The 11,929-nt window shown below is 39.0% G+C and carries 9 protein-coding genes and 1 tRNA gene; 4 read left to right on the top strand and 6 right to left on the bottom strand.

Features of this window, described 5'->3' with window-relative positions; translation table 11 throughout:
- Positions 1-189: 189 nt before the first annotated feature.
- Entirely contained in the window at positions 190-1,887 is a 1,698-nt protein-coding gene (locus VJ937_RS13445; RefSeq protein WP_324067889.1) for a bifunctional metallophosphatase/5'-nucleotidase, read from the top strand.
- A 31-nt stretch (positions 1,888-1,918) separates the two neighbouring features.
- On the top strand, positions 1,919-5,077 hold the full coding sequence (locus VJ937_RS13440; protein ID WP_324067887.1) for a tetratricopeptide repeat protein: 3,159 nt from the start codon (positions 1,919-1,921) through the stop codon (positions 5,075-5,077).
- Positions 5,078-5,146: 69 nt separating this feature from the next.
- Here VJ937_RS13440 and VJ937_RS13435 read toward each other — a convergent pair whose 3' ends face one another.
- Together VJ937_RS13435 and VJ937_RS13430 are read right to left on the bottom strand one after the other, a co-directional pair.
- Positions 5,147-5,821 (bottom strand): hypothetical protein, encoded by a 675-nt coding sequence (locus VJ937_RS13435; RefSeq protein WP_157754555.1) that lies wholly within the window; start codon positions 5,819-5,821, stop codon positions 5,147-5,149.
- A 185-nt stretch (positions 5,822-6,006) separates the two neighbouring features.
- A complete protein-coding gene (locus VJ937_RS13430) occupies positions 6,007-6,948 on the bottom strand; it encodes a hypothetical protein (RefSeq protein ID WP_324067885.1) in 942 nt (313 codons plus the stop codon).
- A gap of 248 nt (positions 6,949-7,196) precedes the next feature.
- On the opposite strand from VJ937_RS13430, the gene VJ937_RS13425 reads away from it, so the two are divergent.
- On the top strand, positions 7,197-7,835 hold the full coding sequence (locus VJ937_RS13425; protein WP_324067883.1) for a CPBP family intramembrane glutamic endopeptidase: 639 nt from the start codon (positions 7,197-7,199) through the stop codon (positions 7,833-7,835).
- 1 nt (position 7,836) lies between these two features.
- On the opposite strand, the gene VJ937_RS13420 is transcribed toward VJ937_RS13425, so the two are convergent.
- The 4 genes from VJ937_RS13420 to VJ937_RS13405 form a co-directional block, all read right to left on the bottom strand.
- The gene (locus tag VJ937_RS13420; RefSeq protein ID WP_324067881.1) at positions 7,837-8,481 is read right to left on the bottom strand and encodes an O-methyltransferase; all 645 of its coding nucleotides are present in this window, start codon (positions 8,479-8,481) and stop codon (positions 7,837-7,839) included.
- On the bottom strand, positions 8,481-9,716 hold the full coding sequence (locus VJ937_RS13415) for a pitrilysin family protein (protein ID WP_324067879.1): 1,236 nt from the start codon (positions 9,714-9,716) through the stop codon (positions 8,481-8,483). The genes VJ937_RS13420 and VJ937_RS13415 overlap by 1 nt, the downstream gene beginning before the upstream one ends.
- 163 nt (positions 9,717-9,879) lie before the next feature.
- Positions 9,880-9,954, bottom strand: a tRNA-Val gene (locus VJ937_RS13410).
- Positions 9,955-10,061: 107 nt separating this feature from the next.
- The gene (locus VJ937_RS13405) at positions 10,062-11,060 is read right to left on the bottom strand and encodes a dihydroorotate dehydrogenase-like protein (RefSeq protein WP_324067876.1); all 999 of its coding nucleotides are present in this window, start codon (positions 11,058-11,060) and stop codon (positions 10,062-10,064) included.
- Between the two features lie 240 nt (positions 11,061-11,300).
- Between VJ937_RS13405 and VJ937_RS13400 the strand changes: the two genes are divergently transcribed.
- Positions 11,301-11,929, top strand: a 629-nt coding sequence (locus tag VJ937_RS13400; RefSeq protein WP_324067874.1) for a Clp protease N-terminal domain-containing protein, incomplete at its 3' end; no start/stop codon positions are given.

The following is an 11,929-nucleotide window of genomic DNA, read 5'->3' as shown; positions in this document are numbered from 1 at the left end:
GTGCATTTTTACTGTGATAAAAACTCATATCCTAATTCACATGAAACCTCCATGTTAAAGCTTTTAACATACACGAGCATGATTAAATGCAAAAAAAGAAGTAAAAAAAGCTGTAGAACAGACAATAAGAGGTTCATCCCGATTAGCATCGGGACAGGTAATGACCACTAAAATCAAAATTATAAACACATGAAGCATTCATTGTTCGCGACAATAATCTTAACGCTGTTTTTCTATTCATGCACCCCCGAAAAAGTTAAAATCCAGATAATTGAAACTACTGATGTGCATGGCAGGTTTTTCAACTACGATTTTGCAACCGACACGCAAAAAAACGGATCCATGGGCCAGGTAGCTCAGTATATAAAACAGCAACGTCAGCAAAACGGAGAAATTTTACTGCTCGACAATGGCGATATTTTGCAGGGCACACCTACAGCATATTATTCAAATTTTGTAGATACTGTGCATAAAAACATTATGGTTCGCATATTGGGTGACCTGCATTACGATGCAGCCACCGTTGGTAATCATGATATTGAAACCGGACCCAAAGTATACAACAAGGTAAAAGAAGAACTCTCTTTTCCATGGCTTGGCGCCAACATTATTGACATAAAAACAGGGAAACCCGCTTTTAGGCCCTATACCATAGTAGAAAAAAAAGGAGTAAAAATTGCTATTTTAGGGATACTCACGCCGGGAATCCCCAATTGGTTGCCACACAAACTATATAAAGGCTTAAAGTTTGCCGATATGGTAGAAACAGCCGAAAAATGGATGCCGGAAATAAAGAAAAATCAGCCGGACATCATCATAGGTTTATTTCATGCAGGACTTAACCCGGCTTATGGAGGGTTCAAAAAAGGCGCTTATAAGAACCCAAACGCAACCCTTCGCGTAGCTAAAGAAGTGCCGGGATTCGATATTGTTTTTGCCGGTCATGATCATCGGAGAACTATAAAAAAGGTGGTCAACACTGAGAACGACACCGTTACTGTAATAAACGGGGGGAGTCACGCCAAATGGATTGGTTCGGCAGAGTTGGTTTACGACAATAAAAACAAACGCATTGAATCTATTACACCACAAATTGTCGATCTTTCGCAATACAAAACCGACAAAAGCTACGAAAACAAATATGGAACTTACCTCGATTCCGTAAAAAAATACTTCAGAGAACCCGTGGGCTGGCTTGGAACAGAACTTTGCCCCCAGGAAGCACTTTTTGGACCATCGGCTTTTATGCAGTTCATACATCAGGTGCAGCTATCGGCAACTAATGCCCGGGTTTCACTATCGGCTCCGCTCCAAATTTATACCTGCATTGATACCGGCACCATTTACCGGAGCGATATTTTTGCACTTTACCGTTATGAAAACTACCTGGCTGAAATGAATATGACCGCAGGTGAAATTGACAGGTTTCTGGAACATGGAGTTAGTAGTTGGTTCAATACTATGCAAAACAAATCAGACAATTTATTAAATTACAACGAAAAGGGCCACCTGGATGCTCCCTATTATAATTTCAGTTCTGCCCTTGGTATTCACTACAAAATAGATGTAACGCAGAAACCAGGCAATAGAGTGACCATTACGCAAGTGGATGGAAAGAAAGATTTCAAATCAGAAGATACTGTCAGGGTAGCACTGAATTCATACCGTATGGTTGGAGGTGGCGGCCATATGCCTGCTGGTGCAGGCATTGACCTCGAAACGCTAAAAGAAAGAAATGTATTGTTATCTGAAGTCCCCATAAAAAACATCATGATGAAATACTTTAACAATCATGACTCTGTGCGGATAGATACAGAGATAAATTGGCAACTGGTACCGGAAAAATGGACAAAGCAAGCCAAACAAAAAGAGATTCAAAATTTTTAAAATATATTGAAAAGACCTAACTTTAACAAAAATGAAAACATTAGTGCGCAAACTGTTTCAAATAACAATTCTGTTTTGTCTATCGGCCACAATGCTGACAGGGCAGAACATCGACAGCTTGCGTAAGGTTGCAGACACTGTTCAGGGCAGGGAGCTACTACATACCTATAGTGAAATATCGCGCTATTATTGGAAAAGAAACGCTTATCTCAGTTTTGAATATGCAGAAAAAGCACAAAAAATTGCTAAAAACTATCCACAGGATACATTACTGCAAATTGAAGCACTGCATACAATTGGCGATGCCTATTGGTATTTAAACAATATACCCAACGCACTTGAGTATGATTTAAAAGTACTACGGTTGCAGGAAAAAATTAAGGACTCGGCCGGCATTGCCAAAACCCTCAATAACCTGGGCGTTATTTACACCCACCAGGGCAAATATGAAAAAGCGCTCGAATTGCTGGAAAGATCGTTGGCAATAAGAAAAGACCTTGGACATACATTTGAAGCATCTTCTAATTACAATAATCTTGGTCAGGTTTATTATAAGCTCAATGACCTGGAGATGGCTATGGATTTTTTTCAGAAAAGCATCAGGATCAGAGAAAAAAACAACAAACAAGAGCTACTCATCAGTGGCTATAATAATGTAGCCGCTGTACACATAAATAGAAACAACTATGCCAGCGCCATTAAATACCTCAACAAAGCACTGAATATTGCAGATTCTTTAGACATACAAAACCAGGTGCCAACAATATTACTCAACCTGGGTGATATTTTCAGGGAGCAAAATGATCACAAAAATGCAATAGGCTGGTATTTAAAGGCATATAAAATTGCCAGCCAAATTAAGAACTACGATATTTTACTCTCCATCAGCAAGCAGCTTGCTAAAACATACGCAGAAAATAATCAGTTAGAAGAGGCTTTAAAATATAGTAATTATGCACTGGAAGCCAAAGACAGTATAAACTCAAAAAACATACACTCAAAACTTGAACAGCTTCAATACACCTATAATACAAAACAAACCAGGCTAGAAAATAAAGCACTGAAACAACAAAATGAGTTAAGCGAACTAAGGCTCAATAAAGAAAGAAACCGTACAAACTTATTGATCATACTGGCCATTCTTGCCCTTATTATTATAACGCTGCTCATTAATCTTTACATGCAGCGCATAAGGCATAACAAACAACTCAAAAAAGAAGTTGAATTCAGAACGCGTTCTTTAAGGAGAGAGATCAATGAGCGCAAACGGCTTCAAAGCCAAACACTTGAAGCAAACCTGCAATTTTCCAGCATTTTTCATAACTCTCCACTTGGAATTGTGGCACTAAATAATGATGGCAGCATACAAATGGCAAATCAGGCCTTTCAAAATTTCGCAAGTACCGATGAAGAAGAACTAAAAACAAGAAATCTTTCAACATTATTAATCGAAAGCGAATTTATTCAGAAATTAAAGGCATCGCTTCAGGGAAACGATACAAGATATGAAGGCAAGCTCACATTCAAAAAAGCTGACAAACCGATATATGCGAGAGCCTTTTTTAATCACTATACACTCAGTGAAAAAGAGGTACATGGGGTCTTTGTAACCATCGAAGATATCTCTATAAGCGTTGAGGCGCAGGAAAGAATACGCCACAGTGAAGAACGATTCCGTACATTGGCTAACTTACTGCCTGAAATGCTGGTAGAAACAGATCTTAACGGAAATGTACTTTATGCTAACAAGCAGGCACTCGAACACTTTGAATTTAGCGAATCACATATACGCAAGGGGCTTTCAGTATTTAACCTTTTTGAACCCGACGATAAAGCGCTCATTAAAAAACGCTTCGAAAACTTCAGGGTAAAGGAAAAAACAAGCATCAACCGTGAATATGATGTTACCACCCGTACTGGAAAGAAACTATCAATTCTGGCAAGCATAAGCGTCGTATTTAAGGATGCAGAGCCGGTAGGCCTGCGTGGTATTCTTATGGATATTAGTAATCGTAAAAAGTACGAGCAAGAGCTACTTAAAGCCAAAGAGGAAGCAGAAAAGGCTGATAGTCTAAAGAGCAAATTTCTGGAAAACCTCAGCCACGAAATTCGCACTCCAATGAATGGAATACTGGGATTCTCAGAGCTCATCAAGCACGAAGAAATGTCTGAAAAAGAGCGCACAAGCTACATAGACTTCATTATTAATTCGGCCAATCAGCTTCTAAGTATTATTGATGATGTAGTAAATATTTCGCGCATTGAATCGGGTGATATAAAAATCAGGGAACAGGAAGTAACCGTAGACAACTTCTTCAATGATTTAATGATTTTTTTCCATGGCTACCTAATGAACCGTAATGATCAGGTTTCTTTACGTCTACAAAATAAACTAACAAGCTATGCTAACCATGTGATTCTGGCCAAAAAAGAAGTACAGCACGTATTGTCGAACCTGATATATAATGCCATAAAATTCACCAGAAAAGGTTATATTGAAATTGGCGTTCAAAAGGCTAATGATAAACTGGAGTTTTTTGTTAAAGACACCGGAATTGGCATCGAGGAACAGGAGCAAGAAAGGATTTTTGAGCGTTTCTACCAATCCCACACAGAAGGACAACAAAGCTACGGAGGTACAGGTTTAGGTTTAACCATAGCCAAAGCACTCGTCGATTTAATTGGTGGAGAAATGAAAGTAAAATCAAAGCCGGGCGTAGGCTCCACTTTCTCCTTTACCATACCTTATACACCTGTGAAAAAAGAGCAGGATAATAAACTGAATATACCCGAGAAAAAAGCAGTTTACCCGGATTGGTCAGGCAAAAAAATATTGGTTGTAGAAGACGATACCAACAACTACCTTTTTCTGGAACAGTTACTAAAAAAGACCAATGCCCAGATTGAACATGCAACCGACGGTAAAGAAGCAGTGAACTTTGTGAAAAACAACAGTAAAATCGATGTTGTTTTAATGGATATACAAATGCCGGTTATGGATGGTTATGAAGCAACCAGAAAAATTCGTGAGTTCAACAAAGACCTGCCCATACTTGCACAAACAGCTAATGCCATGGTTGAAGATAAAAGTAAAAGTCTTGACGCAGGATGTAACGATTATGTAGCAAAACCGGTCAATAAGAAGGTACTGCTTAATAAAATTGGTGCACTTATTGAAAAATCACATTAAAAAAGGCCTCTCTATATCGAGAGACCTTTCTGAATTACATACCATTAATAATCACTGTTATAGAAAAACCTACTTCTTAATTCTCGATAAAACCGACTTTGTAAGTTCGGTTGAAATACTGCTTTTACCGGAAGCAACAACTGGAGACTCCCCATCTTCATCGTAAATTACACGTCCCTGTCCGTTCTCAATCCATGCTCCGCTTGGGTTTCCGTTATTATCTATCATAAAAAGGGCTGCCTGAAGATCGACAATATGATCTGATGCAAGTGTACCGGAAATAACCTGTACATTTTCAGCCAGTTCCCCATAATAGTTTTCAGAAGTTACACCCACAAACACAGTAAAGTCATTGTCCTCGCCAACAATAAAACCACCAAGGCCTGATCCACTCTCGCTGCCATTTTCATAGCTATATTCAATAGTCAGGTTATTGTTATCCTGTTCCTCAAAAGTGGCATAAAAATCAGGAAACGTCATACCAACATAATCCGTAGAAATATTGCTACTTTGTAGTATAAATGGGCTTGCAAGGTAAGTATTCTCTAATGATGGTGGATTTCCTCCCCCATTGATTTGCAATCCCAGATCCTCCATCTCGTCAAGGATGTCTTGCGGTACGAGATCTGTAATATCCTGGGTTAAACCATCTTCATTCAATTGTGTGTTGTCATCTTCTTCATCTTTTTCACAGGCAACAAAAATCATGGCTGTAGCCAAAAAACCGATTAGTAAAGTCTTCATTTTCATAATACAATATTTAAAGTTATTAATACCCGAAACTATTAATTAAAATATAATAAAAAAAATATTTAACAGATAAATAACAGCATAATAGCTAATTACACACTTGAACCTTAACTTAAAATTCATTCAATATAAACAAGGCCTCCCTGAATTGGAAAGCCTTATATTACACTAAATAAATATTATTGTGTTTTTTGAGGACTTAAATTTCTCTTCTTCTCAAATTTACCATAATCAAATTGCAATACACTTCTATAATTTTTCATCATAGATGAATTAACATCAATGGTCATAACCTCAACATACTGATCATTAGTATAATCAGACGCCCATGAAGCATAATAAGGGTTATTACCACTTACCAATTCACCGTTAAGTGTAGCTGTTACAGAAAAATTTGTAGTGGCAGTAACATTGCAATTACTCCACCTGTCAACAATCACAGTATAAGTTCCAGCCTCAACAATTGCTGTATCACCATAGGTGATATTTTCACTATTTGTACCATCAATAGAACATCCGGCGTTACTATCTATATCGAGAAAACCGCCATTATCCGATAAACTGTTACTGTAATAAATTTCTTCACCGTTAGGTTCTATAAGGTGTAAATCCATATCATTAGGCTGATCCCATGAAAGGTTTACCTGAAACTGACCGGTTCCGGCTTCAACGGTTTGGACCTCTATATTTTGATAAGTACCAACGTTACCATCCACATTGACAAGGGCAAAAACTATTGTGAAAGTACCTTCAATTTCCTGCGTAAAAAGCAGGTAAATAAGCACTAAATCTTCTACACTTTTCATGCTACTTACCGGATAAGTAAAATAGCCATCTGCGCCGTCAACACCAATAATAACTTCTGAAGCATCGCCTGATGTTTCTATTGACACAGGGTTCCCGCCTCCTGCAAGCACGTTGTCGTTACCAGATAAATTTGCAATTTCCGGCCCTCCTGATTCTGAAGGCATAGATCCACTCTGGAATTGAGCCCCTTCGATATTAAAATAGCTATCCTGAACGGTCTCGGTTGAATCATTATCTTCTTCTTCGTCTTTTTCACAAGCCTGAAATGCCATCAAAAAGGCAACCATTGCTAGAAATAATAATTTTGTATTCATAATAATGTATTTTTAGTTAATTACTAAATCAAATATATTTACACCATGGCATAACTAAAAATATTTAACAAAACAATAACGCCATCAATTAACTTCCTGTATATTTAACATTTAGATATATTTATTGAGAATAACACAAACATCCTTATAAAATATTAGCAATATCATGAAAACTTATGTTATAACTATATAATTTTTCAACAATTAACAAACTAAAAACTTAACAAACGATAGTTTGTTTAAATGATATGGAACAACCAATTGCATTGAAGAGTAAATTATTACGTGCAATAGAACTGGTCACTTTATTTATAGGTATACCAACGGCCTATTATTATGACCTTTTCCCTTTTCATAAAATCATTCCACTAATATTTGGCGCCTTATACACTATAGCCTTATTGGTATTTGACAAATCATTTAACAGGCAGGAGATAGGTCTCAATGGTTTTAAAAGCTATAAGCACATGCTGCTGAGAAGTGCAGGTGTTTTTATAATACTTGTGGCAGCTACGTACTTCATTGCACCGGATCAGTTATTCTTTTTACCCAAAAATACCACATGGCTTTGGGCCGTTATAATGCTCATGTATCCGGCTTGGTCGGTAATTCCGCAGGAGTTAATATACAGAACATTCTTTTTCCACAGATACCAACCGCTTTTCCCATCAAACACTGCAATGATTATTGCCAGCGGTGTAGCATTTTCGTTCATGCATATTATTTTCGAAAACATTGTAGCTCTTGTTTTCTCGCTAGCGGCAGGAGTAATTTTATCAATTATTTACAGTCGACATCGCTCTTTATTAGGCATCAGCCTTGAACATGCAATTTATGGGAATATGGTATTTACAACGGGATTGGGAACTTTTTTCTACATCAATTAAATTATTTCTTTCTTGCAACCATCAGTCCGTCGCGAAAAGGAAAAACAACATTTTCTACCCCAGGATCCTTTGTAACCATTTTATTATATGTAAGCACGCCATGCGTATATTCATCGTCATTTGCCGAGGCATCAACTACTTTTTCATTCCACAGCACATTATCGGCAATAATGTAGCCCCCCTGGCGCACGTAAGGCACAATCATTTCATAATATTCCGGATATTGACGTTTATCTCCGTCAATAAAAACGAGGTCAAACATCAAATCAAACTCTTTGATTAAAGCACGAGCATCAGCTATCCGATAATCAATTTTTCCGGCATCCGGGGCACGGTTAATAAAACTTTGGGTAAATGATGCCAACTCATCATTAGGGTCACAGGTAATTAAACGCCCCTCACTCTTTAACCCTTCGGCGAGGCAAATGGCTGAATAACCCGTAAAAGTTCCTATTTCAAAAATATATTGTGGGGCGATCATCTTACTCAGCATTGCCAATACCCTGCCCTGCACATGACCGGAAAGCATTCGCGGACGCAAAACTTTCAAATGGGTCTGACGATCCAGCTCAGCCAGCAATTCACTTTCAGGCTCGCAATGCTGCCGTATATAAGTCTCTAATTTATTAAAGTCATTATTAAACATCACTTGTAAATTAAAGTGGAAAATTTATCGGGATGCAATAATTCATTACTTACTTCCCATACATCATCTGCAGTTATTCGATCGATGCGGTCAATAATTTCCCTGGTTGTGTTGGAGGTATTAAAAAACAGCATATTTTTCCCCATTGCCAGCATTCTGTTACTCGAATTCTCAGATGCTATGGCAATTTGTCCCATTAATTGATTCCGGGCCCTCGACATTTGTAAAGTTCCGGGTTTGTGTTCCCTGAGTTTCTTAAAAGCACGCGCGATGGCAGCCAGCGAACGGTCTACTTTAGCTTTATCGGTACCGAAATAAATGCCCAGTAAACCCGAGTCAGAATACGCAGCATAAAAAGCCTCCACATGGTAAACAAGTCCTTTATTCTCGCGCATATCTCGATTTAGCCTGGTATTCATAGCCGGACCGGCAAGCATATTGGCAATTAACCGCAGCGTATAACGCTTTTGATGTGCATGGTGATATGCTTCAATACCCGTGATACAGTGTGCCTGGTTAGTATCTTTATCAACTGTTGTGCTAAAAAGATTGCTCCCTCCTACTGCAGTTCGCCGTACTTCTCTGATAGATTCGGGTTGCGATTCAAAATAGTATTCACCCCATTTTACAAGTTGCTCCGGTTTAATGTTACCTACCGAACAAATCACCATTTGGTCGGTATTGTACATCCGGCTTCTGAAATTTCTGATGTCTTCCCGGTTTATGGCCTTAACAGATTCAGGAGTCCCAAGGATATTTCTACCAATGGGGTGATGTGAGAAAAGTGCTTCTTCAAAATCGTCAAAAATAAGCTCTGAAGGACTATCGTTATACATTTGAATTTCTTCTAGCACAACATTTTTCTCTTTCTCAAGCTCCCGCTCAGGATACACAGCATTAAACGTAATATCGGCCAAAAGCTCGAAGGTGCGCTTATAATGGCGATTAAGAAATGAAGTATAAAAACAGGTCAACTCCTTGGTGGTATAAGCATCGATCTCACCACCCACATCCTCAATTCTGCCTATGATGTGGAAGGCCTTGCGGTTTTTTGTACCCTTAAATGCCATATGCTCCAGCAAATGGGCCATTCCATGCTCATTAGGGAGTTCATCGCGAGTTCCGGTATTAATCACCACACCGCAATGCGCAACAGAAGAGGTCGACGGTAAGTGAATAAGTCTTACGCCATTTTTAAACTGGTGCGTAAAGAAGGTGGATTTAACTAAATTCATTTGGCAAAATTAACGTATCTATTGTATTCAACAAAGCAAGTGCGATTTTGATGCTAATGGCTTAAAACATGACACAAGGCCACATAGGGGTAACAAAAATATTTTAAGCCATCAAAATAAAACATACAAAAAAACGGATCACCTGAAAAGTGACCCGCTGTTGTGGGCTATGCTGGACTCGAACCAGCGACTTCTACCCTGTCAAGGTAACACTCTGAACCAACTGAGTTAATAGCCCAATGCGCGAACAAATATATAGAAAATCGAACAAATGACACATGATTAAACACAAAAAAAACCGGCCTACAGCTAATGTAACCCGGTTTTGTATTGAATAATAAGAACTTATTTGTGTCGAACAAAATGGCTGAAGTGACGCATAAATTGCGCACGCTCCCAGGCAGCCGGGTTGGTACTTTTTTCCTGTGCCAGCCGCCCCCTGAAATCTTCAACAGTAGCATATTTATGTTTGTCCATCCAGGACTCAACTTCCTGCAGCATCTCAGTAATATAAGTGGCTCCGTTACGGTAAAGCACAGAGGCTACCTGAACTACATCAGCGCCGGCAAGTAGTTGTTTTACCACGTCGCTTCCCGAATGTACACCTGTTGTGGCAGCAATATCACACTCCACACGATTGGCCATGATAGCCACCCATCTCAACGATAAATGTATATCCGAAGGGCTACTTAAAACGTGCCCGTTGGTAACTTTCATGTCGTCAATATCAATATCGGGTGCAAAGAAACGGTTAAAAAGTGTTAATCCGCTGATACGTGTCTCCGAAAGCCTTCGCAAAGCCGGACCCAAATCAGAAAAGTAATAACTTACTTTTGCAGCTACGGGAATATCAATTTCCGAACTCACATGATTCACCACATCATGGTAGATTTTTTCATTATCAACCGATGAGCGCGAGAAATCTGTAGGTAAAATGAACATATTAAGCTCAATAGCATCAGCACCTGCCTTTTCGATTTCGGAAGCTAAATAAGTCCACTTTTGTGATGAAACACAGTTGATACTGGCAATAATCGGAATATTAACAGCTGATTTCGCTTCTTTAATCAACCGCAAATACTTCCGCACCTGATCTTCTTCCACCGGCTCATCCATGTAATCCATGGTTTCCGGATAAATGTAAGGCTTGCCGGTCATCTGTTGCTGCATTTGCTCCATCTCCATCTGAATCTCCTCTTCAAATAAAGATTTCAAAACAACGGCTCCGGCTCCGGCTTTTTCAAGTTTCTGTATATCTTCTACACTGCCCGTCATTTCTGAGCTTGCAGCAACAATCGGATTCTTTAGTTTAAGTCCAAGGTAAATGGTTTCAAGATTTGCCATAATGTTTGTTTTTTTAGTCTAAGAGCATAACAATTCCGTATTAAAATAGTTGACCAAAAAGACTATTGAAAAATACATTTTATTGTATCCACGTTAATCATAGTAAAAAACACAGACAAACAAGACAAAAAGTCACCAGAAACGCTTCAAAATATGCCATTATGACACACAAAACACTGATTTTTCCATTGGCAAAGGATTTGACACACCAGAAATAAACTAATCAAGGAGGAAAAATTAATGGATTTCAATAAATTTACTATAAAAGCACAGGAAGCCATACAGGAAGCTGTTTCACTCGCCACAACCAACGGGCAACAAGCCGTTGAGAATGGGCACCTATTCAGGGCCATATTGAATAAAGGTGAGTCGGTAGTAAGCTTTCTTGCTGGCAAAAGCGGTGCAAACCTGGAGCAAATTAAGCAGGTTACCGACCGAATATTAGAATCATACCCAAAAGTTGAAAACGAAGCGCAGCCCTATTTATCCAATGACACCCAGCAGACTTTAAACCATGCACTGACTGTGGCCAATAAAATGAAGGACCAATATGTGGCCCTCGAACATATCGTTACAGCCATGGCATCGGCCAAAGATCAGGTTGGACAAATGCTGAAAGACAGCGGATTAAAAGAAGCTGATCTCATTAAGGCTATACAAGAGCTCCACAAAGGCGAAAATATCAAAAGCCAAACTGCCGAGGACACTTACCAGGCACTTGACCGTTTTGCAAATAATCTTAATAAGATGGCATCTGAAGGCAAGCTCGATCCGGTTATTGGCCGGGACGATGAAATACGCCGTATCTTACAGGTACTTACACGCAGAACAAAAAACAACCCTGTACTCATCGGCGACCCGGGCGTAGG

It is taken from the genome of Salinivirga sp., from assembly GCF_035268865.1.
In the GTDB taxonomy this organism is placed as follows: Bacteria; Bacteroidota; Bacteroidia; order Bacteroidales; family Salinivirgaceae; genus Salinivirga.
This window is presented reverse-complemented; position numbering and strand designations above follow the sequence as displayed.

Coding starts and splice junctions, on each gene's coding strand:
- VJ937_RS13445 (WP_324067889.1), top strand. CDS start 190: ATGAAGCATTCATTGTTCGCGACAATAATCTTAACGCTGTTTTTCTAT.
- VJ937_RS13440 (WP_324067887.1), top strand. CDS start 1,919: ATGAAAACATTAGTGCGCAAACTGTTTCAAATAACAATTCTGTTTTGT.
- VJ937_RS13435 (WP_157754555.1), bottom strand. CDS start 5,821: ATGAAGACTTTACTAATCGGTTTTTTGGCTACAGCCATGATTTTTGTT.
- VJ937_RS13430 (WP_324067885.1), bottom strand. CDS start 6,948: ATGAATACAAAATTATTATTTCTAGCAATGGTTGCCTTTTTGATGGCA.
- VJ937_RS13425 (WP_324067883.1), top strand. CDS start 7,197: ATGGAACAACCAATTGCATTGAAGAGTAAATTATTACGTGCAATAGAA.
- VJ937_RS13420 (WP_324067881.1), bottom strand. CDS start 8,481: ATGTTTAATAATGACTTTAATAAATTAGAGACTTATATACGGCAGCAT.
- VJ937_RS13415 (WP_324067879.1), bottom strand. CDS start 9,716: ATGAATTTAGTTAAATCCACCTTCTTTACGCACCAGTTTAAAAATGGC.
- VJ937_RS13405 (WP_324067876.1), bottom strand. CDS start 11,060: ATGGCAAATCTTGAAACCATTTACCTTGGACTTAAACTAAAGAATCCG.